Annotated in this window: 21 protein-coding genes; 7 read left to right on the top strand and 14 right to left on the bottom strand. The window is 40.1% G+C overall.

Annotation, left to right across the window (positions count from 1 at the left end):
- From CLV51_RS21090 to CLV51_RS21040, 11 genes are all read right to left on the bottom strand, one after another.
- Positions 1-1,603 (bottom strand): DUF6443 domain-containing protein (locus tag CLV51_RS21090; protein WP_245898871.1); only part of this gene is annotated, 1,603 nt, incomplete at its 3' end.
- A gap of 58 nt (positions 1,604-1,661) precedes the next feature.
- The gene (locus CLV51_RS29800) at positions 1,662-1,787 is read right to left on the bottom strand and encodes a hypothetical protein (RefSeq protein ID WP_281261533.1); all 126 of its coding nucleotides are present in this window, start codon (positions 1,785-1,787) and stop codon (positions 1,662-1,664) included.
- A gap of 104 nt (positions 1,788-1,891) precedes the next feature.
- Entirely contained in the window at positions 1,892-5,389 is a 3,498-nt protein-coding gene (locus tag CLV51_RS21080; RefSeq protein WP_106530054.1) for a DUF5977 domain-containing protein, read from the bottom strand.
- 121 nt (positions 5,390-5,510) lie between these two features.
- Positions 5,511-6,074 carry a hypothetical protein gene (locus tag CLV51_RS21075; RefSeq protein WP_106530053.1) on the bottom strand — a complete coding sequence of 188 codons (564 nt, stop codon included), beginning with the start codon at positions 6,072-6,074 and terminating at the stop codon, positions 5,511-5,513.
- Between the two features lie 4 nt (positions 6,075-6,078).
- Positions 6,079-6,939, bottom strand: coding sequence for an RHS repeat-associated core domain-containing protein (locus CLV51_RS21070; RefSeq protein WP_106530052.1), 861 nt, complete (start codon positions 6,937-6,939; stop codon positions 6,079-6,081).
- 591 nt (positions 6,940-7,530) lie between these two features.
- Positions 7,531-7,755: a hypothetical protein gene (locus CLV51_RS21065; RefSeq protein WP_211302071.1), complete on the bottom strand. Its 225-nt coding sequence runs from the start codon at positions 7,753-7,755 to the stop codon at positions 7,531-7,533.
- A 28-nt stretch (positions 7,756-7,783) separates the two neighbouring features.
- The gene (locus CLV51_RS29460) at positions 7,784-12,181 is read right to left on the bottom strand and encodes a DUF6443 domain-containing protein (RefSeq protein WP_106530051.1); all 4,398 of its coding nucleotides are present in this window, start codon (positions 12,179-12,181) and stop codon (positions 7,784-7,786) included.
- A 64-nt stretch (positions 12,182-12,245) separates the two neighbouring features.
- On the bottom strand, positions 12,246-16,076 hold the full coding sequence (locus CLV51_RS21055; RefSeq protein WP_106530050.1) for a DUF5977 domain-containing protein: 3,831 nt from the start codon (positions 16,074-16,076) through the stop codon (positions 12,246-12,248).
- A gap of 110 nt (positions 16,077-16,186) precedes the next feature.
- Positions 16,187-17,602 (bottom strand): coiled-coil domain-containing protein, encoded by a 1,416-nt coding sequence (locus CLV51_RS21050; RefSeq protein ID WP_106530049.1) that lies wholly within the window; start codon positions 17,600-17,602, stop codon positions 16,187-16,189.
- 32 nt (positions 17,603-17,634) lie between these two features.
- On the bottom strand, positions 17,635-18,306 hold the full coding sequence (locus tag CLV51_RS21045) for a hypothetical protein (protein ID WP_106530048.1): 672 nt from the start codon (positions 18,304-18,306) through the stop codon (positions 17,635-17,637).
- A gap of 784 nt (positions 18,307-19,090) precedes the next feature.
- Complete coding sequence (locus CLV51_RS21040; protein WP_158267087.1) at positions 19,091-19,843, bottom strand: DUF4382 domain-containing protein; 753 nt, start codon at positions 19,841-19,843, stop codon at positions 19,091-19,093.
- A gap of 12 nt (positions 19,844-19,855) precedes the next feature.
- Between CLV51_RS21040 and CLV51_RS21035 the strand changes: the two genes are divergently transcribed.
- The 4 genes from CLV51_RS21035 (at position 19,856) to CLV51_RS21020 (ending at position 22,452) form a co-directional block, all read left to right on the top strand.
- A complete protein-coding gene (locus CLV51_RS21035; RefSeq protein ID WP_211302070.1) occupies positions 19,856-20,434 on the top strand; it encodes a hypothetical protein in 579 nt (192 codons plus the stop codon).
- Positions 20,435-20,728: 294 nt separating this feature from the next.
- Positions 20,729-21,325, top strand: a complete 597-nt coding sequence (locus CLV51_RS21030) for a class I SAM-dependent methyltransferase (protein ID WP_106530046.1) — start codon at positions 20,729-20,731, stop codon at positions 21,323-21,325.
- Between the two features lie 31 nt (positions 21,326-21,356).
- A complete protein-coding gene (locus tag CLV51_RS21025; protein WP_146151340.1) occupies positions 21,357-21,620 on the top strand; it encodes a hypothetical protein in 264 nt (87 codons plus the stop codon).
- A 40-nt stretch (positions 21,621-21,660) separates the two neighbouring features.
- The gene (locus tag CLV51_RS21020; RefSeq protein WP_106530044.1) at positions 21,661-22,452 is read left to right on the top strand and encodes a YoaK family protein; all 792 of its coding nucleotides are present in this window, start codon (positions 21,661-21,663) and stop codon (positions 22,450-22,452) included.
- Here the strand turns inward: CLV51_RS21020 and CLV51_RS21015 are convergent.
- Positions 22,426-23,172 carry a Crp/Fnr family transcriptional regulator gene (locus tag CLV51_RS21015; protein WP_245898869.1) on the bottom strand — a complete coding sequence of 249 codons (747 nt, stop codon included), beginning with the start codon at positions 23,170-23,172 and terminating at the stop codon, positions 22,426-22,428. The genes CLV51_RS21020 and CLV51_RS21015 overlap by 27 nt on opposite strands.
- 121 nt (positions 23,173-23,293) lie before the next feature.
- Between CLV51_RS21015 and CLV51_RS21010 the strand changes: the two genes are divergently transcribed.
- The gene (locus CLV51_RS21010) at positions 23,294-23,905 is read left to right on the top strand and encodes a methyltransferase domain-containing protein (protein WP_106530043.1); all 612 of its coding nucleotides are present in this window, start codon (positions 23,294-23,296) and stop codon (positions 23,903-23,905) included.
- A gap of 106 nt (positions 23,906-24,011) precedes the next feature.
- On the opposite strand, the gene CLV51_RS21005 is transcribed toward CLV51_RS21010, so the two are convergent.
- Together CLV51_RS21005 and CLV51_RS21000 are read right to left on the bottom strand one after the other, a co-directional pair.
- The gene (locus CLV51_RS21005) at positions 24,012-24,332 is read right to left on the bottom strand and encodes a hypothetical protein (RefSeq protein ID WP_245898867.1); all 321 of its coding nucleotides are present in this window, start codon (positions 24,330-24,332) and stop codon (positions 24,012-24,014) included.
- A gap of 132 nt (positions 24,333-24,464) precedes the next feature.
- Positions 24,465-24,869, bottom strand: coding sequence for a glycine cleavage system H family protein (locus tag CLV51_RS21000; protein WP_106530041.1), 405 nt, complete (start codon positions 24,867-24,869; stop codon positions 24,465-24,467).
- Between the two features lie 94 nt (positions 24,870-24,963).
- Between CLV51_RS21000 and CLV51_RS20995 the strand changes: the two genes are divergently transcribed.
- Positions 24,964-25,680: a Crp/Fnr family transcriptional regulator gene (locus tag CLV51_RS20995; RefSeq protein WP_106530040.1), complete on the top strand. Its 717-nt coding sequence runs from the start codon at positions 24,964-24,966 to the stop codon at positions 25,678-25,680.
- A gap of 121 nt (positions 25,681-25,801) precedes the next feature.
- Positions 25,802-26,200, top strand: a complete 399-nt coding sequence (locus tag CLV51_RS20990; RefSeq protein ID WP_106530039.1) for an HYC_CC_PP family protein — start codon at positions 25,802-25,804, stop codon at positions 26,198-26,200.
- Positions 26,201-26,310 lie beyond the last annotated feature (110 nt).

The following is a 26,310-nucleotide window of genomic DNA, read 5'->3' as shown; positions in this document are numbered from 1 at the left end:
GTATAACACGACCCTTATCATTATAATAAGTAGAAGTAGTTAACCAGCTATTAGTCCCCACTACTCTTGCTTTCGTACCTGTTACCAATCCTTTGGTCATAGCACTCACGGCAGTTACAGGCTCTGCATAGGGATTACTGCCTGCCTGGGGTTTATTGAAATCCCCTGTTTGAGCAGCCAACACACCGGTATAACTATAATCATCATAAAAGGTATAGGTAAGGGGTGTTAATGTTGATGGGTCCAGTCCCGGCAATGGATTGGTAGCCGCGAGGGTGGTAGCTCCCGGAGTAAAAGCTGGATCAATCAAGACCTCTGTTGCTGCACCGGCGCCAGTATCAAAACCCATTTCAAGGGTAACGCTTTGGGTAGCAATATACTGCGGGCGACTATCATAATTATTCACCGATAGATCAACTACCCCTGGAAAAATATAAGGAATGTTTTGCGTATTGGAAGTGGCAGCATTCATACGGGTTTGCAGCGCATCCCTGGTATCGGTGGCAATACCAGTGTACAGGGCTGTCATAGTAGGCCGGTTAAGCGCATCGTAGAACATGACCATCCACTGGTTCTTGCTCAGTAAATTACCATCACGTGTAAATACCAACCGGTCCCTTACATCATACACCATTTCTGTAGGAGCAGTAGTGCCCGGAATCTTTTTTACGATCATCCTGTTACGGCCATCGTACTGATATTGATAACATAGCTCATCTGCTACTTGCTGGGAAATAACCCAGCTGGTTAAAAGGGCCTGCACTGCTTTGGGGGAAATAACAAAACGTAGGTTGCTCAGATCATCATACACATAATAAGTACATAACCAGCCGATGTATCCGTCTGCTGCCCCCGGAGTGATTTCTACGCGCTTTAATATAACTTTCCCTTCCTTATCTTTAAACTCCGCCACGCGGTTGCCCGCTTCATCTTTTACCACATTTTTAAACAGCTGTCCTGAAGCATAAACACCATTTTGTGTGGGAATAGTAGCTCCTGCCGCCATATTCCAAACCACAACGGCATCCGCAGCGGTATTCACCTGGTAACTATTTTCTACTCCACGTCCACTGCCCTCCCAGCTATTGCCAGGGGCCAGTGTTTTCAACACCCGGTTTAAGGGAGAGGCTTCAAACTGCGTTTCACCATAATACACCTGTTCTCCGGGATATTGTGTGCCTGAAAAAGTTTGCTGTTCACCAAAGGGGTTGAGCTTAAACTTGCCATCACTGGTGGGGGATACATAAGGAAGATATTTAAGTCCTTCCCTTCCATACTGATCATATATAACAGGGGCTACCAGGTCCCTGTTGTTTATTCCGCTGATCCCTTTGCTAACTGTTTGTAACGGCCGGCCCAGACCATCAAAATATTGGGTGGTTTGTTTCACTGCCGTTATATCTGTAGAAGAGGTGACGGCAGCCGGGTCAGAGGTAGGTATGCTGGGCTCCCAGGTACGGATATAATTAATTGTAGTATTTGTATAAGCTCCCGGCAGGGCAACAGGTGTGGCTACTGGCTGGACGGTGACATCCGGTTTATTCTGCGCCTGCAGCTTTACTGCAAAACCCAGCAGCATTATAAACAGACAAAATCTATACATGATATTTATTTCAACAGGTTTACTAATGACCACTGTAACTAAGATTTCAGGCAAGCAGTTAGTTTTTCTTCTTGATCGCTTTTTTTAATATCTCTAACTCTGTACGCTGTGCTGTACTCTCTTTCTTCACTTCAATAATATACAGGGGCGGCTTTTCTATCTTCTGCAAGAGTTTCTTATTCATCTCCCCAATATCTAATCCCTCTTTCTCCACGTCTCTCTCCGAAGGTATCTCCGGCAACTGTTTATTGACCTTTTGGCAGCAACTTATTGATAGATCCCTCTCTACTAATTCGATATCGTAATATTATAGGTTCCTGCTGTGCTTAAGCTTACTGCATCTGAGTTAATGCCTAGTCCTCCATTGCTAAACCACGACTGCCCAGTTTCTGTTACTGAAAGCATTAAGTTCATATTCTGATAGATTGACGGTATCGTTACTGCCAGGTAATAGGTGCCTACCGGTACATCTACTGTAAAAGGTCCGCTTGGAGATCTCGGGAAACTGGCTGTTGCCACAGTATTAGATCCCTGCATAAACTTGATGGAAATCGACGATGTTGGTGTCACACCTGTCACATTAAAATTCAACTGCACTTTAGCTTTTACTACCGGCGTCTTACATTCTCCCAATAAATTTGCATATAAAGGTCCATACAGAGCCGAAGCCGCTGCCGATTGTTGCTCCGCATCCGCAATACTTAAGGTCGACACGAACATACCTGCAGGTAATCCGTATCGAACTTCCGTTCCTTCCATACCGGCGGGGCAATCGCTTTTCGTATAGACCAGTGAAGATGATGCGCTTCTATAAACAGTAATATCTGTAGCCGCCGGAATGGTACTGGTAAATTGATAATCATACTGTTTAAGGACTTGCTTATTATGATCTTTAATAACGGAAAGCCTTCCTATATCGTCATAGTTATAATAGGTCGTCAATCCCCTTTCATTGGTCTGACTGGTCATGCCAATAAGCGGAGCAAAGGTGTAAGAGTTGACAAGTGCACTGGGCAAACCGTTGCGGAGCTTCGTTGTTTCTGTCGATACTGCGTTATCTGTCGAAGGATTATCCAAAACAGATTGGGTGATCAGTTGACTGGCGCTTTGATAGTCTGCGCCAGTAATCTTTGCAACAGGAAAAGAGCTTTTGTATCCCCATATATAGGATTCTTTCACATTTCCCGGCGCTTCCTGCTCAAGCAACCGGCCCTGCCCGTTGTATTTGTTAAACTGCATCATTACCTTGTATCCAGGGTCAGTTTTTACTGCCCCATTAGCTACATATGATGCCGCGAAGCCGCTTAGCGGCTGATTATTTTCTACTACATATAACTTATCCTGCAGCCCAATGTCTGATTTATAAGAAGCAAACGTTGTTTTAATAAGTTGTTTATTACTTCCATCGCTATTGCTTTTAAAAGTACTTGATTCCAATACAGGGGTATAAATATGTTGCTGCAGCAAATTCTTAACCCCAGCGGAAATAGGATCGGTTGCCGAAATGCCGGAATAATCCAACGGATATTTTGACTGTTTTTCCTCAATCCTCCCATCGCTATGGGTAGTGCCAACTATTGATGGATAAAGATGAGCAAGGTTATTATAGGTGTATTGGGTGGTGGTAGTGAGCGACTGACCATTTTCATAAACTGTATGACTCTCTGCAGTTTTTAAGCTTGCGCCACCTTTCACTGGCACTTCCCGGTAAACATAAATTGGCAAGTTACTAGGTGCCTCGGCAAATTTTCGTTCCATTACCTTTCCGTCGTCAAGTAATACGAAAATAAATTGCGCCAGAAATATTTCAGGTATTGAAACTTCTTTAAAAGTGGCATAGGTAAACTCGTTGCTGGATTGCAAGACCAGATCTGCTCCCTGGGACTTATAAATTTTTTTTGAAGTCAGTTTAGATTCACCGTATGGAGGCATATACACCGGCTGATACCAGAAGCCCGTCTCATACTCACCCCAATTTGGAATTGTTCGCTGGTACAACTCAAGTCCAGGAATACTATAGGTATATTCTATTTTTCCATTAATCGCATTCAGGTTCTTATCCGTAGCATATTCTGTCACCTTTGAATAATATACGGGGTACCCGTATGCTTCGGCTACTTCCGGATTAGGTGAAGATTGATATCGCCTTACTCTCGCTGCTCCTAGAATGCCTCCATTTCCAACGGATATTACTTCTCCAGCCGGCGGTACCGTAATATTAGTTTGTTCCGACGCAAAATCATATTTACGCGGCTGATACAAAAGCGCTCCGGCCCCATTTTCATTTTCACCATACTTGTAAAGTTTTAGCATCACATTTCCATTACCGTCTGTTGATACAACCTGTTGAACTCTTATCCCTGGCCCTTGCTGCAATGCGCCCGCCCTATCTAAATACCTGTTAGGCTCATAGACAAATTGCGTGTTACCACCCGTTGGGAAAGTAATTTTACGGAGCATTCCATATGATTTATGAGCAAATGAGGGCGCAAGACCACCTGGAGAGCCGATAGTTTGAGAGAAACTACCTCCGCCGAAAACCATTTTTACAAGAAATTCCGGGATATTGCTCCCGTTTTCACCCGAATTACCATTATAATACCCCCACCAATCATGTTGCTTAGGAAAATCCCAGGTAACCTGAAAGCCGTCAGATAAGTTGTAGTCGAATGCATATTTTTGTTTGACTGCGCCCTGCGCATTTACCAGGTTCAATTCCGAAAGCAACATGGAGTTATTGTTTGGTAAATTTTCGCCCGGTATCTGCTTATAAATAAACGTATATTTTTGGGCTGTGTTCCCGTTATAATCTGTTAACGTTGCATTCGTTAATTTATAATCGGTATCATATCCAAACGATATCTTTCCTGTTGGGAACTCGATGGCAGTAACGTAGTTCATAAAATATTCCTGGAATGACCTGATAGCCCCAGTAAATGGCACATCATTAAGGTTGTAGATGGCATCTCGCGCTTCATATTGATCAAAAAGGCTCATGTTGCCCCAAATGTGTGAACCGGATACTGAGTTACTGTAAACACTGCCATACTTAAACTTTATTTGCTCTCCATAAGGTGTTGTTATGCTATTAACAAACCAAGAATCATTAGCGCGAGCTCCTTCGCTGTCAAAAAATTCCACGCCTCCATAGGCATCTCCCGGTTGTGAGCCAAACAGATATGTTACCCCATCGTCATCTGTCAATTCAAAATAGTTTTCTGAAATAGGCCGTATCCCGATTGGTTCCCCGGAAAGAATTACTGGCTGACCTTCCTGCAAAATAAATTTACCGGATTTCCCATTCAGGGTATAGGTATACAGGTCATGCTGACTGTCAGGCGTTTGAGCCGATGCAAAAGCGTAACCGCTGGTCATTTGCCATACCTTGTCATAATTTGCAGGTAGATTCGCAATTTCCGCAATCGGGTATGGCGCTTTCTGGAATGGCAACAAATCGGCTCTTCCCTTAACCGTTCTCGATATCACAGCTGTTGCATTTAGGTTCCATCCAAGGCCAAGACTAGAGTAATTTAGGGAAGTCTTTCTGCCAGAGGCATGATAATTTATATTTACCGGCAGCGAATATTTATTCAAATCAACAGAAAATAAAGGGAAACCTATCGTAGGTAAACCTGTGGCACCAGAAACCGGATAATTACCATATTGCTGGATGGATGCAACATTTGGAGAAGGCGGAATGTAATTGGAATACTTTTTTTCGGTTTGAGCTAAACTAACAGTGGCTAAGCCAGTTAACAACAGGTACAGGGTTAAACGTAAAGTCATAATTCTACTTAATAATTAATTGAACAAGGCATAAAGTTAATAATAGGATTTTTAATGGCAATATTTCCCCGAATACTAAAATAGATAGAGCCGCAAGCGTTGCCTGCGGCCCTATCTGTCCTTATTGATGTATAGTTATTTTTTCTTTCACCTTTTTATAAATATTATTTAAATAAAAAAGCAACATATCAACATCAACTGATATTTTGAACTCTTTACTTTCTGACCAGATAAAATAGTCTGAAAGCTCATCTTTAAACTGCGACAAAACATCTTTTCCCAGAAGATTAAGTAATCCTTCATTACTTACTTGATTTGAGTAATCTTCTACAATTCCCAACGTGTCATAGATTGTCTTAAATAGTTGGCTATCCTTTAAATCAATGCTGCTTAGTGATAAAACATCAAAATTGATTATCGCATATGGGCTTTTAATACCAAAACTTTCTTTGGCCCATTCACCTAATACTTTATTATCAAAGTGACAAGTACTCTTTTGAATTACGGCTAATAAATCTTCTGGTGTTGAGAAGAGAAGTATATTTTTGTCAATACCAACTAACAATTTATCTATTTCATTATCTGAAAAATCTGCACCAAACACTGTATAGTATTTCTGCTCTTCAAATATAACTTCTAATAAATATTTGCGATACTTTTCTGAGATATAATTAATGTCCTTCATATTTTTAATTAGGTCGTTTATCTCTAAACCATTTCTTTATAAGATTATTAGGTGTTTTGGGGCCTTTAGGTACCCCAGTCCCTGTAATTTCATCCGCCAATTGTTGATCTCCTTTATTCCAATCAATCGTATTAGGATTCGGTTTGGTATATTGTCCATCAGGCCAAACATTCTTTGGACCACCTTTGGAATAAGTATAAGGTTTACCTAAATAACCAGGAGGTATATAATCACTACTCCGCTCTCCATAATTCGCTGGTAATAATATAAGTGCAATAACCAACAATATTGGGTTAGGCGCCGGAATAACTACCGGAGGTAAAGTTATACCAGATGGCGGACTATACCCGGGGAAACCTATAGGCATCGGCACACCCGTTAATGCAACACTACCTCCAGAAGACCTAGCAGCATTATTATTGTCTCCATTGGTATCCCCACGTCCAGTTATAGTCACTCCATTTAACGTTCCCCCATTCATTCCTGTTCCTGTCCAGCCCCCATCTTTATTATAAGTGTAAAAGGATTCCTGACCCTTTTGTCCAGGTACAACCAATACATCACCTTGCTGAGGATTATTTGCAGCAGTTGTACCTCTTGTTGTATCCATACCTGAAGGATCGGCGAATAATAATGGATTATTCATTGCAAAATGATATGGTGTAAGGTCATAGTGATTCTCAACCCTATCATCTTTTTGTAAGAACCTTCCTATTTGTTGATCGTAAGTTCTTGCATTGAAGTCAAACCATTCCAACCCACTTCCATCATTGAACTCTTTTGACTGTAACTCATTACCATTGTATTTCTTGCGATTTTCCGGGTAGTTACTCCCCTTCAACGCATTGGAACTAATCCCCGCCATCGTCAATCCAAACGGATAATAATAGCGTCTCCTCCAACAACGGTCTCAAAGAACTTCTACCACTAAAAATAACGGATTTTATTTTTTCATATGAAAGAAAAAAATCTGATCGGTCATAAAACGCGGTCACCGTCCGGGGATAGATGATGTGTTACTGCTGCTGATTTACATTCTCATGTTGATCATAGATTTATCGCTCAGCCTATATTCTGCTGCTGATCACATCATCTATCCCCGGACGGAAGCGCGATAGTACTAACGCTGATCAGGGTACTAACGCTGGTGTTCGCGCAGCTTATTCTTCCGCCGCCGGGTCAGCGGTATAACGCTGATGGCTATATTCTATCGCCCCAACAAAACGTCTTCCGCCCCACACCGCCATTCCCCCCTGGCCGCTGCGGCGGCAGCCAGGACATTGAGAAGCTGGACGAGGATACCAAAGAGAAGGTGTATTTCCTCATTGACAACATTATTCAAAATACTAAAGCTAAAAAAGTTTTTAACTCATAAAGAGCCGCGGGCATTGCCCCGCGGCTCTTTTGGTTACTAATAGGCTCTTAAATTTCCTTCGCCTCATACAGAAATACAACCTTATGTATTTACCCACGTGAAGGTTGCAACCCAAATATTCTCTTCTTCTGAGAATTGAACTATTCCAACCGCCGCTAACTCTTCATCATCATCTAACAATAACTCAAGTCCTGGAACGAGTTTAATATTTAAACGTTCTAAATCATCGAAAGTTCCTCTTGTATTCAAACGAACCCTTCCCTGACGATCACAATTATTAAAATCTACATAAACTTTTTGCATCATTGCTATCAAAATTTGTTCGTATTAAATATTATGGCGTTTTTTTAGCCGGATTTTTTATTGGTGGGTTTAATAACTCACTAATTGTTTTAGGAGTTAGATTGGTTAAGGTAGCATGATTGGGACTCTTTCCAGAAGTCTTAATTACATCACCGCCTGCAGCCCGAACTTCACCAACTGTTGTTACACCTACTTGATTATGTGGAATATTTTCTGCTAGCTTTTCTACAGAACAAGTTCCACATTCAACTGAAACCCCAGTAACACCTTCAGGATGATTTCCTATTCCTTTCGCTACGGATTCAGGAGTATTTACACCTCCTCGAACAACCAGTGCATTATCTGGCAACGGCACTTTCCCTGCACCAACTACTTCTTGAACACCTCCATTAGCTACTTCTGCTACTTTAGCACCAGCCGCCATTTCTTCACCCACTACCGCCGCTGCTCTTACCTCTATGCTTCCTATGCCTGTTATCGCCGCTAATGGATTTTTTGAAAAATCATTAAGAATTAATTGAGGTGTTGTTGTTCCGGTAGCAATACGATTCTTAAAATTGTCAATGCCCTGTTTCCCTAAATCACGTACAAAATTTACTTCAGCAGTAGTATTGCGTTTGAAGTTATCCACTGCTATTCCTGCAACCTGAACTATTCTATTCCATAGCCCATCCCCAGGACCAGGTTCATCGCCTAAAAAGTCATTATACCTAATGGGATTATCGTAGTTAGACACATACGGACTCCACATCTCCATATTCTCTGTCTTCGGATCTATCTGATTCCACCTGCCTATCTGGGGATCAAGATTCCTTAACTGTGCATCATATATATCCAGATCCAATTCATTCGTATACTCTATCCCGTTATACTTCTTTCTGTTCTCCGGATAATTACTCCCCTTCAACGCACTCGAACTAATCCCCGCCATCGTCAATCCAAACGGATAATAATGCGTTTCCTCTAATACCGGCCCTGACGTTACGCCCAATATAACATTATCAAAGAACACATCCTGCTGACTTTCATTACTGGTATATACATATAGGAAGCCACTCTTCTTAATAGCCATCTTCTCTGTACCTAATGATTGTAATTGATCAGGTTCTCCTTTCACTTGCCGTACTCCACTATTCTCTTCCACTAATTTAAACTGATCATCGAACAACGCAAAATTTAAGTACGCTTTCGGTTTATCTGATTTATTTTGTTCCGGGTCTTTTTCTTTTAAACGTTTGTAGTCATTGCTATAGAAATTGTTTGTAAATGGAGTAGACTGATTCGCGCTCCCTTCACCATGTGCGCCGGTGTTATTATCAGCGCCATTAAATGCCCGCACTAAATCAGCGACCATATCCTCTACATGGGGAGGGTTATCGGAGTTTTTAGGACCATCAGATTTATAAAATGCTTTACCATCTATTTTAATAGTATCACCGGCCATTACCCGTAATACCAGGGAAGGACCAATCTTTTGACCGCCTGCTTTGGCATTCAGTTTGGCAACAAACTCATTTTTTTGTGTGGTGTTATCCTGGGGATAACCTACAGGTTTAGCTGTGCGGGTATTGTCGATATTGCTGAACAAAGCCGTTTCTGTTGCTGCGGGTGCTGTTTCCATAGTAGCAGCATACATACTAAAATCACTTTGTTCTGTAAGCACCATCCGCACATCTCCCAGGTGGTCTTTTACAAAATAGTCGTATACATAGCTGATAGGCAGCCCCGATTTCAATACCGGCCGTACCCGTCCTTCTTCATGGGCTAAAAACTGCATAGTATCATTCTGATATACCACGCCACCTATATAATCAGTAACTGTTGTCTTAGCCGGAGTTACTGTATTATCTGTTACTGTTTTGCGTAGCTTGTTACCAGCTGCATCATACAGGTACTGGATATTGCCTTTACCCGTAATCGTTATCCCTGTGGGAAGGTTTAAATGATTATAGCTTATTCCTGATGCCGGTATATTTTTATTGGCGTCTTGTGTAAGGTTACCATTGGCATCATACGCATAATCATTCGTGCCGGTACCATTTACTTCTTTAAAATCCCCGAGGGTAGAGCTGGGATCATTTGCAGCATCCGTTACCCCCTGCAGTTTGTTGCTGTTAGCCAAATAAACATAACTGAGTTTGTCAATAGGAGCACTGCTGGTACCTTTTAACCCCTGTTGGGTCATGCCAAGAATGTTACCATTGGCATCATATGCGGTACTGTAATTAAGTCCGTCTCCCATCTGCATGCTGAAATTCACGCCTGCTGTATTATTCCAACCACTGTTGTTTTGGGTGAAGTCTCCCTTCAGCAAACGATTGGCGGCATCATAATTATACCCATAGGAACGCCACTGATTATCGCTCTTACTGCGCCAGGTAATACCGGCTATATTACCATTGTACTGTGATTGCGTATAGCCGTAATCGTAATGCAGCTCTGTTCCAAAATAATGTCCCGCACTCCCGCTTTGTGCATAGCTTTTGTTGATTCCTTTCAGCCATCCGCGGATATTGTAATCATAGGTCAGGCTCTCCAGGTTGGCTCCCAGTGTTTTGGTCATCAGTTGTCCCAGCTCATTGTAACTGTTCTGCACAATCACTTTGGCAGCATCATCGTTCACCTGCTTGCTGATGCTGGTTAATCTTCCCACAGCATCATAGCTCATGTTGGTCAGCAGCCGCATATCCGGCGTAGCCTTGCTATGCGGGTTGTTATGATGCTGGTAGGTGCTGAGCTGTTTCCCATTAAAATCATACAGAGATGTCACTACATCCACACCATTGTTTATATTCTCCGATAGCAGCTGTATAACGCGACCCTTGTCATTATAATAAGTAGAAGTAGTTAACCAGGTATTAGTGCCCACTACTCTTACTTTGGCACCGGTTACCAATCCTTTGGTCATGGCACTCACGGCAGTTACAGGCTCTGCATAAGGATTACTGCCTGCCTGAGGTTTATTGAAATCCCCTGTTTGAGGAGCCAACACACCGGTATAACTATAATCATCATAAAAGGTATAGGTAAGGGGTGTTAATGTTGATGGGTCCAGTCCTGGCAATGGATTGGTAGCCGCGAGGGTGGTAGCTCCCGGAGTAAAAGCTGGATCAATCAAGACCTCTGTTGCTGCACCGGCGCCAGTATCAAAACCCATTTCAAGGGTAACGCTTTGGGTAGCAATATACTGCGGGCGACTATCATAATTATTCACCGATAAATCAACTACCCCCGGAAAAATATAAGGAATACTTTGCGTATTGGAAGTGGCAGCATTCATACGGGTTTGCAGCGCATCCCTGGTATCGGTGGCAATGCCATTGTACAAGGCAGACATAGTAGGCCGGTTAAGTGCATCGTAGAACGTGACCATCCACTGGTTCTTGCTCAGTAAATTACCATCACGTGTAAATACTAACCGATCCCTTACATCATACACCATTTCTGTAGGAGCAGTAGTGCCCGGGATCTTTTTTACGATCATCCTGTTACGGCCATCATACTGATATTGATAACATAGCTCATCTGCTACTTGCTGGGAAATAACCCAGCTGGTTAAAAGGGCTTGCACTGCTTTGGGGGAAATTACAAAACGTAGGTTGCTCAGATCATCATACACATAATAAGTACATAACCAGCCGATGTATCCGTCTGCTGCCCCCGGAGTGATTTCTACGCGCTTTAATATAACTTTCCCTTCCTTATCTTTAAATTCCGCCACGCGGTTGCCGGCTTCATCTTTTACCACATTTTTAAAAAGCTGCCCTGAAGCATAAACACCATTTTGTGTGGGAATAGTTGCTCCTGCCGTCATATTCCAGATCACAACAGCATCCGCGGTGGTATTCACCTGGTAACTATTTTCAACTCCGCGCCCGCTGCCCTCCCAGCTATTGCCAGGGGCCAGCGTTTTCAACACCCGGTTTAAGGGAGAGGCTTCAAATTGCGTTTCGCCGTAATACACCTGTTCCCCGGGATATTGCGTGCCTGCAAAAGTTTGTTGCTCAACAAATGGATTGGTTCGGAATTTGCCGTCATTTACAGGTGAAACATAAGGCAGATATTTATATTGTTCCCGGCCAAAAGTATCGTAAATGACAGGTGTTACCATATCCTGCCCACTTTTACTTATGCCCTTTATAACTGTTTGCAGCAACCGGCCCAAACCATCAAAATATTGGGTGGTTTGTTTCACTGCCGTTATATCTGTAGAAGAGATGACGGCAGTCGGGTCAAAGGTAGGCATGCTAGGTTCCCAGGTACGGATATAATTTACAGTGGTATTGTTATAAGAACCTGGTGGTGTTTGCACCGGTAAAACTAACTGCTGACTACCATCAGGCTTTATCTGCGCATATATATTTATTGGCAGTATAAACAAGGCTATCACAAATAAAAGCAGCTGTATAGGCACTAAATTTCTGCGCATATTTACTTTAAATAAGTTTATTGTAATTGTTATTCAAATCCATTTTTCCCGTACCTCACTACGCTTAACGAACAATGTATCCGTATTCACTTTGCAAAGTGAATGTGTAATTGGTAGCGGGTGCTCCGGGGGCCTGTGATTGCCGTTCAGATAAAAGAAAACCTGGCTTAAGTACCTGGCTTGAACCAGCACAATTAAACCATTCATAGGTTTCTACAGATGTATTATCTGGCGTGGTCATCTTTGTGATTTTCACCCTTATAAGAATATTTGCTACTGTAACAGGAATGGTGCAATCCGAATTACTATAAAACTTTATCACAACATCTCCTGTTGTTGTTGTAGGTGTTGGAACAATATTTTCAAATTTCATTTTAGCATATATAGGGGCAAGACATTGACCATTTGCGTTTGCATAACCCGGACCATTCAAAGTCATATCATCTGTTGCTTTTTGGTCAGCATCTGCCTGACTGATATCAGAAGTATATTTTCCAGCCTCCACTGTATACCATACATTCTCCCCCATGAAATCACCAGTACAATTACTACGGGTAAACAATTTACTATTCGTAACATTATAATAAGAGGTACAATACCCATATTTATTTGCATAAGCCTGCCCGTTTGCATTCACATCATCATCAGCTTTTTTATCAGCATCAGACTGACTTATCAAAGAAGAATATGTCCGCTCATTTACTATATAATTTACTGTGGTTCCATTCCCAAAACCGCAATTGTTACGTGCAAAATTCTTGCTCTTATAAACATTATAATATAAAGGTGTTACAGCTGTTTGATATTGATAATCGAAGAGTTTGAGGATGTTATTATCCTTGTCGCGGACAAGTTTAAGGCGATTGAAGCCATCGTATTCGTAATAAACAGTTTTTCCCGTTGCATCAGTTTCACTGGTTACACCAATTAAGGGCGAATAGGTATAAGTGGATACGAATGCATTGGGTAAGTTATTTCTTAGCTTATTCAGCTCTGCTCTAACCGCTGCATCCGTGTAATTGGAAGCATTATCTAATAATGTTTGATCAATATATTGTTTCGCAGTGTTATAATCACTGCCAATAATTTTGGCTACCGGATACCTGGAATTGTAACCCCAGATATAAACTTCCTTTATATTGTTGGTTTTGGATTGTTGCAAAATATTCCCTTTCGTATCATATAAATCAAAACTGATTTGTTCTTTGTATCCATTATCTATTGTAACAACCCCTCCCTGAACAGATGATTCAGAGAAGTTAGTAACAGGCATAGCTGTTTCAGTTTTGAAAACTTTATCCGGTAGTGGCAAAGTAGGCTTATAGCCAAAGAAAGCAGAAGAAAGCAGCCGTTTATTCGTGCCATCTGTATTCGATTTATAAGTGCTTTTTTCAATAACCGGGTAAATCATGTTTATATCCAGCATTCTTTTTACGCCGGCTGAAATATTATCAGAAGCAGAGACTCCCGCATAGTTGAAAGGATACTTATAATTTGTCAAAAATACCTCTCCCTTGCTATTCGTTATTTGTTCGCTTGCAATTAAATTGGCTGAAGTATAACTGTATCCCGAGGTTGTTATTAATTCACTGCCTGATAAAACATCATAGTCCGTGGTAATTTTCTTTTTTAGTAATACATCTCCCCTTGTAATGGTGTAAGTAGCATAATTAAAAACTGATTGAATACCTGAATTTGTATATAGATCATAGGGAGAAGTAGTTAATGTTTGCACCCCTATATCATCTCCTAAAGCAAAGGCAGCTACTTTAAACCCTGTAAATTCATCGCTTACAGGGCTGGGAACAGGAATACTGTATTCATAATTTTCCTTTTGCCGCGCGGTATAGACCCCTAGTTTTCCTTCATAAACAGTTTTCTCCTGTAAATAGGGCTTATTCCAGCAATTATAAGATGATAAATATTGTGCAGGAAATTGAGGCGAACCTTCATGATTAAAGTAAACATAACTCGAATTTGTTGGGTAAGCGCTAAACCCTTTGTTCGCATACGGTATATCGAATTTATATACTATCTTTCCTTCTCCATAATCTTCTGTTACCTCATTATACCAACCATTATTTGGTTGCATATTAGCTGCTGTTATTTCTTCATTCAATCCTGAAGATTGGGTTGTTTTACGCAAGCTTTTTATATTGGGAATATTACTACCACCGAAAAAAAGACCTAAGACAACTTTTTCACTTAAATACAATTTAGGATCAGTTGGATCAAACACGCGAATCCCCTTCCCGTAATAGTAATTTCTCCTTAATGCAATTCCTTTCACGATGTCATTACTATATATGCTGGCAATCCTAAACCCACCTTTAGAAATTGTATAAGGATTACCATTAACGATGGCCTCATATTGATTTGGTTCATACACAAATTGCTGTGTGCCTCCGGTTGGATAAGTAATTGTCTTCAACATACCGGCATCGGAAGTTGGGAAATTTCTTTTATCAAGACCATTCAAAGTTATATAATCAGGTATGGCTAACCCAGAACAGTAATCCGGATTGCCAGATGGATTTTGCATATTATCATAGTGATTTTTACCTATTCTTTGAAAATCAAATCTTCCGTAATAGGTTGCATACTTGTAGTCTCCTCCCTGATCATAAATCCCATAACCAAAGCAGTCATAATTGCGAAAATCTACCTCCTTAGAAGTATACTCAAAACTGTATTTTTCAATAGCTACACTATCGTTGCCAACTACCTGAATTGAATCCAAAAAAATACGGCTACCTGGTTGACTATAAAAAAAGGTTGCTTTTTTTATGAGCACTCCATTTTTATTTGTAATTGAAATAGCAGCTACAGTGCCGTTGCTATTGCGACTAACTACAACCTGTTCATTCGGTGTAGTGATACCTGAAAGGATTTTAGTGTTATAATTATTAACAGATGCCGGCTGGGTTGTACCGTAATCATATGAAGTAGGGTAACAGGAGCTCCCATCAGCCCGATGAAGATTATCACCAGAATATCCTTCTATCATGGTTCTGCTATAGGCGGGCATACCCTCACTTGATTCTGTAAATGGCAGGTATTGAAAATTGATGGAGTCATTGAAAGGAGTCGTAATTTTGCCAAGCAGCCATGCAGAATTGTATTTCCTTAATGCACCATTCATATATACCTGGAAATTTTCATTATTGGCATCAGTTTCTCCAAGCTTATATTGTACTCCATTACCATCTGTTACATCAAACTCGTTAATACCAATATCATTTGTTGTATAATTTACTTTTTGCAAAGCCGCATTGTCAAGCATAGTGGTAATGCGATTTTGCCTGTCTGTAATAATAAAATTACCACTATTGGCAGGTAGCCCAATAGTGAACATATCATACTGTCCATCCAGGTAATCATTTTGAAACGCTGCAATAGCAGGCACATCTCCTCCCGGTCGCAGGTTTATGTACCTTGCGATATACCTGTCGCGGTCGTATGCCGAGGTAAACCCACTCAAATAACCATTTATTGTTTGACCATTGGGGAAATTGTTCATATCCGGCATACTATAAGCTTCATCCAGTCTCCCATGCATAGTTCTTGATACACGATAGTCCGAGCTTAAAGCCCACCCGATCCCAACATCGCCACTTGTTTGGCCACATTTTATACCCGAAGCATGGTAAGATATACCGATAGGAATTTTAACACCATCCAGGTCAATGGTATAAAAGTTAATATTCATTTCGGGCAAGCCATTATATAGGGACACTTTGTAATTAATGAATTTTTCAAACTCTCTTGAACGGGGAGAAGGTGGTATAACAGTATTTAACTGATCTGATTGAGCAAAAGAAAAATTAATACCGCTACAGCTAATAAACAATGTAATTAATATTCTATTTAACCACATTAGCAGGTTACTTTTCATATTTTAACTTCTTTTTTGTAACATTTAAAATGTATGACTGTGCCCATAAAAAATATTTTGGGTCTTATTCATAGATATTTATTAGGAAATATTTAATGTTACGGTAAGCACTAAAAAGTATAACCCGTCCTTAGCTTTATAGGATCCGTCTTCGGTACATGCTGATTATATAAAAAATCAAACAACAAAATAATATTGCCTTTCATCTTACTATTGATCTTATACTTTTTACTGATCCCTATCAACCCACTTTGTGTCCATTTCTGCCCTACTCCATCCGGTAGCGCTGCATAATTGGGCTGATAGTTTTGTTCATAACCACCATTAAGAAAAAAGGTGCCTTTTAACTTCCAGTCGATGAAGGAACGTATACCTACTCCCTGATTGGAGAAGTGGATATTATCAAAGCCGGTACCCATGCCCAGTTTATAGGAAAGCCCTACACCTGTACTCCCATTCTTATGGAACTTGTAAGCTACCTGTCCTGCCAGATCTCCAGTAGTAGGGAAAAATTTATTGCTACGCTGAAACTGGATGTTGCTGCCAAACTCAAGTCTTTGCAGAAAACTTTTTGTCTTCATTTGATTCGGCCTAAAGTTGGGCATGTCTGCAGCATTGTCGAGATCCGGGAATTTACTTTTCAATTCATCCATCTTACTCCGCGCTTCTGCCATTTGCTGACTTACTGCTGCACTGGCACTGGGGCCGCCACTGCCTAAACGTTGTTGGATCAGTTGCTCCACCTGGTTACGTGTTTGTAATCCTTCCAGGCTTTGAGCGGAAGCAGCAGCACCCTGTATATTAAATAAGCTGGCCAGCTGCGAATGCTTTTGCATAAAATCATTAAAAGCAGGAACTTTTTGCATCAGCTCCATCGCTTTCTGCTCTGCTTTCTTTTTATCTTTAAATACTTCTTTGTATTCTTTCAACTGCTGAGCATAGTAATAAGCTTCCTTATTCATTTTCTGCAGGTCTTTAGAGAAACCGGTGTATTGCTTTAACTGTTCATTCAGTAATTGTCTGCGTTCCCGTATAAACGCCTTTACCTCTTCCGCTTGTTGCAGTTTATCCTTTAGTTGTTCCACAGATTTAAGCGAACCATTTAATTTATCTGTGGCTCCTTTAGTTTGATTCAACAGATCTTTGGATTGTTTAAGGAAGGCCAGTGAATTTTGCAGGCTATCCAGATATGGGCCACCAGCCTGCGATAAAGGACGACTCACCCTGGTTAGTTTGTTTTGTATGCGGGCTTTCATATTGCCTAAAGAATCAATGGAACCGGAAAACAGTTGTTTAGCTTTGGTCGAATCAATACGCGCCAGTTTATTCTTCAACCGGCCTTCCTCTTTCATAAAACGACGTAACGCCTTATCAGTTCTCCGGGTTACCTGTTTCTCCAACTTATCAGATTTCTTCTTTGCCTGGGAAAGATACTTATCCGGTATTTTATTCACTGCACTATCCTGCGCAAATGCACGACAGCAAAACACAAGGGATACAAGTAACAGTAAAAAGAGATTTTTCATATAAGTATAGAGAATGAGGTAAAGGGGTCTATTTATTTCTGCAGTGCTGAAATCACGGCTTGTTGCGCATCCATTTTCTTATTCAGTTGTATAATATAAAGGGTCAGCTCTTCTACCTTTTTCAACAGCAAACGATTCATATCTCCCACATCCTGTCCGTCTGCCATTACCTCTTTTTCAGATGGCATATCCGGGAGATGTTTATTTTCTGTTATAAATTTCTCTACGGAAGATAAAGTTGGAAGTAAATAATCTTCGTGGAATACATAGTCAGGCCAGGCACCATACGCCTTCACTTTTAACCTCGTAAAAATGCCACTGCCATTTACAGCGAGTTTGTACCCTTTTGTATCTGTTGTACCGATGCCTACACTCCCATTATAGTTAATTCTCATCGCCTCCGATAAACTGTCACCTTTTACAAAAAACTTCATAACGCTCATTCTATTTGAAGCAATCGTCCTTTCCACTTCGATCCTTCCTACATCCGTACCGGACATATTAAATTTCAGGGTACCTACTATACCCAGTACATCACTGGTATGGGTAAGTTTTATATTGGATAAGCCAAGGGAAGATATTTCCAGTTTTTCTGTCGGTGTTGTGGTCCCGATACCTGCATTGCCAGTGCTTCCTAATTGATTGGTTTGGGCATTAACAGCAATATTTCCTAAAACAAACAGTACAGATAATAATTTTTTCATTAGTTCTTTTTAAGCTACAAGGATAATTATGTTATTTTTTAATTTTTTACTCAATTCTAATTATTCATTCTTTCTGGTGAATATGCATCAATTATTTTTTAGCGTAGCATGCCACTGTTCTTATTCAAATTGACTGATTATATTTCTTGTTGAATGAATAGGTTGCATATACATTCATCTCTTTCCAATTTTCATGAAAAAGGCTTACTGATGTCACTTGTAACATTCATTATTAAAATCAAAAATGAATAGCATTAATCCTGTTATAATAAATAAGATACAGTATATCGAAGAGCAAGCAATCTCCTTTAGTATAAGGTATACTTAAATATAGGAGCAGGAAAAGGAATAAAACTTAAACCGAATCCGGTAATAAGCTATGCTTATCATTCTCACCAAAATTCGGGCATAAGGATGCTATCTGACAGAACATTGCGCTAACATAACAATTGATATAAGTATATTAAATTATTTTTTACTATTGATCAGTTACAGAAATAAAAGTGGTGCAATATAAAATATAAACAATTCAAAAAAAAGTATTTATACGCAACTGCCACTGGCTTACGCTTAAAAAAATCAATTATAGTATTCCTCTTTTATCAAGGATAATCATGATCGAAAGATTCAAAATTAAAGGAACGGTGCGCAGTCTATCAGCGTTGTCAGCTCATTTATAGATAGTGTTACGGTAACTGCATAAAGGTTAGGGCGACAAATAACAAAGCCATGAAAAACTCTTTTAAAAGTTCTTCATGGCTTTATGTTATTTCCGTTCCGTAAATTAATGTAACTGGACAGTACCAACATCTGATACCTGACCTATAGTAACATTTACGCCGGTAATAGTTCTGCTGTTCAACGGTGCCACAGCATCTACAGCAATAGTATAAGATCCGCTGCTGAGGCCACTGATCAGGAAGGCACCTGTTACCAGGTCCGGTTTTGCAGTAGCAATGGTGTCCATATTTTGTATCGCATACACCCAGTTAACACCTGACGGCGGAAGTATAATCCCTCTCACAGAACCACTGGTGGCCTGCGCAAAGGTGCGGATAACCGGTTTTAAAATATAATTATTGTTGCCGGTAACTACGATAGAGCGTTTTGTATCAAAATCGATCCATAGCTTATATTCTATACCTGCAACCAGTTGCGCCTGAATATTCAGCTTTAATCCGGATTGCTGTGCAGAAGGCGTTTTCAGCGGATAGGCACCCCCCCCGATAACAACACTGTTATTAGCACCCAGTATCAATCTGATCTGTGAAATTTTTCCTGCTGGTATATCTACTGAAGCCAGTACCGTATCCACACCATTTTTAAATTTTAGCAGGTCATATACACCAGGGCGTAATAAGTGTAATGATTGCCATCCATTGTCAGGATCCGTTGAATTATTTACCTGGGTATCCTGTATATCGATTAAAACGGCGTCGTAATTGGATGGAGCATCTGTAAGGTAAACACTGAGGCGGGAATCCCCGGAAGTGTTATTATCACTTTTGCTGCAGGCTGCAACAAATAGTATTGCCACTAATAAGATTATATGAAAAAACTACTGTTGGTCATCTGTTTACTCATCAGTGGCTTCTTTTACGGAAGCCTGGTGAATGCACAGGTGAAACTAAATGTGAATGTAAATATTGGAAGTCAGCCGGTATGGGGGCCTGTTGGATATGATTATGCACAATATTATTATTTACCGGATGCAGATGCTTACTATTCTATACCCAATCATCAATACATTTATCAGAATGGAGGAAGGTGGGTGTTTGCATCAGCATTACCGGGAAGATATAATTACGATCCCTACAGGAGCTATAAGGTAGTTGTAAATGATCCGAAACCTTATCTGCATCCGGATATATACAGGAATAAGTATGGTAGATATAAGGGGCAATATGACCAACAGCAAATCATCCGGGATAGCAGAGATGAGAAATATTATGCGGTAAAAGGTCATCCCATGAATGGAAGAGGTAACCAGAGAAAATATAATGGAGATAATAACCAGGGCCACGGAAATGGTAATGATAACAGTCAGGGGCATGGAAATAATGGGCATGGAAATGGACACGGAAATGGCAATGATAACGGTCAGGGGCATGGACATAATAAGGATTAACATTATAAAAAAGACCAGTATTCAAAGTATTGGTCTTTTTAGCAGGTATATTTCGATCCTTCCCTTTTTAAATTTTTTGCCCTCAGCATGCATGTGATGCAACACCTGCATTGAATAATCATTTCAATTAAAAAGTGATTTTTTGCAGCTTTTTAATTGAAATGTATCAATTAAACGGAAGGGATCTACTGTTAACTTTGTGGCGCGAAATGATGCATTATCTCCCGGTTAACCCGGATTATTTGCTAAATACAAACAGCAATGTATCCTTTCTAAAAGTACTCAGCTACAAAAATGGAAAAAATTACACCAAAACCAACATGGTATGCAAATGATGCAGCATTTGACTGGTTATACCCCGAAAGGATACAACAATTGTCCAGGAGGCATTGGACTCCAATGGAAGTAGCAAAGAAATCCGCCAGGTTCCTCGCTTCCGAACCCGGAAAGAAAATTCTTGATATCGGTAGTGGTGTTGGCAAATTTTGTCTTGTTGGAGGCTATCATTTCCCCGATGTTACTTTTTATGGCATAGAGCAAAGAAAAGAATTATATCATTTTTCGCTTGCCGCCAAAGAATTAACTGAAGCTAAGAATGTAGATTTTATTCACGGGAATTTTACGCAGATTGATCTTGAGGACTTTGATCACTTTTATTTTTATAATGCGTTCTTTGAAAACCTGGCCAGCGACGGGCATATTGATCAGCAGATGGAATATTCAACAAGTCTCTATCAATATTATGTGCGCTATATGTTCAAAGGTCTGGAAGATAAACCAAGTGGTACCAGGTTGGTTACATATCATAGTTTGGAAGATGAAGTACCACCCAGTTATCAGATGGTGGATGCTACCGTTGATTTCCTCTTAAAAATGTGGATCAAAAGATAAAATATAGTCAAAGCACGGATATAAAAAACGAATGATGAAAGCAGATAAATATGTATTGTTGATAGCAGAACAATTAAAGACGGCAGTACTTAATAGCCAGGTAGAATCTATTATTTTGGGGGCAATAGCAAATATTGAGCAAAAGGAAGGAGCAGATTTGATTTCACCTGTTCTTACAAAACTACTGGCCTGGCTGGAAAATTTATCGCCACTTGATTGGAATAGCACACAATGGGGCTGTTTACGCTATGCTTCTATTTATCTCCGGAAGTATTCGAAGATGGAACTTGTTTAAAAAGGATTGCCTGAGCGTAACTGTTTAAAGGAGGTAATATATGCTGCGTCATATAGGACGAAAAAGGAATTATAAACACAATTTACGATTAGCAGTGCTGTTATGCTTTACAGCAGGGATGGTAAATGCTGCCGGTTTCTTCGCGTTTGCGGTCCTTACCACCAATGTAACGGGACACGCAGCATTATTGGCGCATAAGCTGGCAACAGGTGACCTACGCGCTGCCCGAATGGTTGGTTTATGGCTGTTGCTTTTTCTTGCCGGAGCATTTTTCTCCAGTTTTTGTATTGGAAAAACAGGACAAAACAAAAGATATGCCTATGCATTGCCCATAATATTTGAGATTATGATCCTTATACTGGTAGGCAGCTTTGGCCAGACCTATGATCAGTCTATCATTAAGACAGAATATTTTGCCGGTAGCCTGCTGTTTGCTATGGGTATGCAAAATGCGCTGGTATCTACAGTATCAGGATATGTTGTCAGAACCACTCATCTTACCGGCATGTTTACGGACCTTGGAATTGATCTGTATACTTGGATCTCAGGAGCGGGTAAAAACATCATCGAAGTGAGAAAAAAAATTATGTTGCGGCTGGTTGTCATCTTCTTTTTTCTTGGCGGAGGCATCGTTGGTGGCTATGTTTTCCTGCAATTGAAATATTATACATTTTATTTGCCGGCAGCCATATTGGTTGTTGCTATGTTTTATGATGCTTTCCGTGTAAGGTTCGCTAAAATGGTACACCGCATAAAATCCGGAAGAGTAAGATTACGGAAAGTGATAGCAGGAGCCTTCTTTAGTTTATTTATAATTGGCAATTTCAATTAGCTTATTAACGTTCCCAATAATAATTTTTCTGCCTTTCGTTTCCAAAATCCCGGCTTCCTTAAATTCTGTTAAAGTCCTTACCACATTTTCTCTGGCGGTACCTACGAGGCTGGCTAAGTCTTCCCGGCTAATGTTTATTTCTATAGGCATTCCTTCCATTAAATTCACTTTGTATTTTTCTCTGATAACAATTAATTGAAGCGCCAGCCGCTCACGCACAGTTCTTTGAGCAAACATGGTCAAACTGTTTGCCAATACCGCAAATTCATGACTTAAAGTTTTAAGCAACCTGGTGTTCAATACTGGAGAATGTTCCAGCGTATTCAAAAAATCTTCTTTGGGAATAAAGGCGATGGTACTTTCTTCTATCACCGCAGCTGAATCAGGATAACGGTCTTCCGAAAGAATGGCATGATATCCTATAAGTTGCCCGGTATTAGCTAAGTAAACTATTTGCTCTCTACCTTCATTATCAACTTTATACTTTTTAACCTTGCCCTTAGTAATATAAAATATACCGGATGGATAAGCTCCCTCTTTAAAAAGAATTTCACCTTTCTTATATATCTGTTCGCTTTGATGGGCGGTCAATAGCTCATAATCTTCCCCTGGCAGATCTACAAGGATAGATTCACTTTTGAAATCCCATTTATCGATTGGAAAAATCCCCTTGATACTCATAACTTCAAAAGTAACATCTTTTAAATTGATAAAACTCACTTTTTAAGCTGATAAAGTTCACCGCGGGAAGATCAATAGAGGAATACCTTTGTGATGTGAACACAGCTAGTACCCGCATGGAATACCGCTTAATTGTAAATCAGAAATTTCAGCATAATACATGTCATTAACAACACCTGCTTTACCCGGACACCCGGACAAATGGTTTGATTCCGACCTTAATTTTCACCACCTCTACCCTCTTTATATACAGGCATTAGCGCAAAAGCACTGGACTCCGTTAAAAGTGGTACAAAAGGCATCCAAATTTCTGGCAGCAGTACCCGGCGCAAGGATATTGGATATCGGCAGCGGACCGGGTAAATTTTGCCTGGGAGGATCTCACTATAACCCGGAAGCCTTCTTCTATGGCATTGAACAACGCCATGATATGGTTTTTTACGCCACTATTGCGAAAGAAATGTTAGGCTTTAATAATGTTACTTTCATTCATGGTAATTTAATAGACCTCGATTTCAGTCAGTATGATCATTTTTATTTTTTCAACTCTTTTTACGAAAATCTTCCAGGTACTTATAAAATAGATAATAAGCTTACTTATTCCAGGTATTTGTATAATCAATATAACAGGCACTTATACCGTCAGCTGGAAAAAATGCCGGCAGGCACAAGGCTTGCTACCTATCATTGTGCAGAGGAAGAAGGTCCGGAAGGGTATCTTTTGGTAGATACAGCAATAGATCATTTGCTGAAGTTCTGGATCAAAGTGTAATCAAAATAAACTGTTTGATCGTATACTGCATTTTTTGCCCGGGCATCAAGTGATAAAACATTTAAAACATAACGTGCGTCTTCAATATAATATGCCTTTGAAGATTTTACACTGTTAATGGTTTTTTAGTTTCCTGTTGTTTGATAATACTTTCGGCTTCAGGATCATATCCCACATAAAAATTCAGGTATACGGTCCGGGACAAACGCATCAATACAGGCATCGCCAGTGTGAGTATGATGCCATTAACAATAAGCCAGTGGAAGATGCTGTTATCTCTCCATGTTATACCAAAGATCAGCCAGTACAATATTAAAGTGAATATAGAAAATAGCACAGACAGTACATAGCTCACATATCCTGTTCCATACCAAAAACCTATTTCCAATTCTGTTCGCTGCGCACATTCAGGACAGTAGTCATACATGTCAAGAACTTTCTTCAGCTGATAAGGGTTCTCATTTCTAAATAATTTCCCTTTTCTGCACCGTGGGCATTTATTCCTTAAAATGCTGGTAATAAAATTGGATTTTCCCATCACAATATTTTTCTCCTGGTCTTAACTAACAACTTTAACGCGTATCAATTTCTGATAACTTTCAGGTGAAAGAAGCGTATCCTGATTATTAAATTTCAAAGGGGTTACAAAAAATACCCAGCCTTTGTCCTGTGGGCTTTCAATAATCAGGTTCAGGTTTCCGGCTAATTTTTGGTTTTGCCCCAGGAATTTACAATTAACAGGGGCATGAACCGGGATAATCTGGTCGGCTGTATGAATCTCGGCAATCAGGCTGCCTTTTTCAATAATGCCCTTATTAACGTGCCACTTTATATTAGTAATGTTTTTAATTTCTTTAAGTTTATAGGCAGAAATACCTACAAACCCAACTGTCCCATTGATATCAATCCACTCATGATTGTTAGTGAAATTGATCCTGGGACGAGAAATAGTTGATATTTTCATCTTGCAAAGGTACCTTTGGAGGTGTTAGGTTTAACTGATACTTTTCAATTAAAAAATTGAAAAAAGTCACTTTTTTTATCAATTGGGTCAATTTATGAGTTTAGCGGGTCTGTTTCCTATTGATAAATGGAACTTCAAATCTCAGTCAATTTTAAGCAATTTACCGGAAGACGAACAGGCTTATCTCTGTGCCAATATGTTAGAGCAGCGATATAGTAAAGGGGAAATTATATTCAGGGAGGGTGCTGTTGCTTCGGGTATCTTCTTTATTAAAAAAGGGAAGGTAAAAAAATACCAGGTTGATCATGTCGGAAAGGAACAAATTATATACGTTGCCAATGCGGGTGAGTTAATAGGCTACCACGCTATTTTAGCTGACGAACGTTATCCGGATTCCTCTGCTACATTAGAAGAATGTGTCATTGCATTTATCCCCAAAGAAGATTTTTTAACTGCATTGGAAAGATCTGCCGTTCTGCCACGCAGGCTACTTAAAGCGCTCAGTCACGAATTTGCTGTATTATCAAATAGCATCTCCGTATTTGCGCAACGATCTGTAAAAGAAAGACTGGCAATTACACTTATCGTATTACGCGAGAAATTTAAAGAGGAAACAGCTCCTGGTACGGAAATTATGATCAACGTTTCCCGAAGCGATCTGGCGAATATGGTGGGAACCGGTATTGAGAATATAGTACGGTTTCTTACAGAGTTCAAACTCGCAGGTATATTAGTTACTCAGGGCAAAAAAATCTGCATTAGTGATGTAAAGAAATTAATTAAAGTATCAGGCTGCGGCAACGAACGATAAAATAATCCGCTATTTCCACTTCCTGAAATTAACGCGCAACATAGTTTCCTCATTAAAATATAAAAGAAACTCATAATTATATAACAATTAACCCGGCAACTACTTCTATTTTCGTAACGAAATGAAGAAGGTCCTCACACTCTTATTGGCCGTCCTTTACATGGGTTCATCTACCGGCGCTACCTTCCACATGCACTACTGCATGGGAAAGCTGGTGGAAGTACAATTATGGCATGAGGAAACTAAAAAATGCAGCAAATGCGGACCTGACCAGTGTACTGCATGCGCAAAAAAATGCTGCAAGGATGCACATAAAACAGTGAAGCTGGACAAAGACCAGAAAGCGGTTGAGCATGCCTTTCATTTCCAGCAAATAGCAGCAGTAGCTACTCCTGCTGCTAACCTATCGCTTCCTGCAGTTCAGGCCTTGTCACTGTTAGCGGAGTATCCTATCAGCAACGCACCGCCACGAAGTTATAAAGTACATCCCTATATATTAAACTGCTCCTTCCGTATCTGATCCCCTTATCTTTCAGGGCTTACATTCCTTTATTACAATTCCGCTGTTAGCCAACGTACGCCCGGCTTCCCATTATAATTATCCGCACAACACTATCATTTATACTGTAT

The sequence above is a fragment of the Chitinophaga niastensis genome, assembly GCF_003014755.1.
Taxonomy (GTDB): domain Bacteria; phylum Bacteroidota; class Bacteroidia; order Chitinophagales; family Chitinophagaceae; genus Chitinophaga; species Chitinophaga niastensis.
This window is presented reverse-complemented; position numbering and strand designations above follow the sequence as displayed.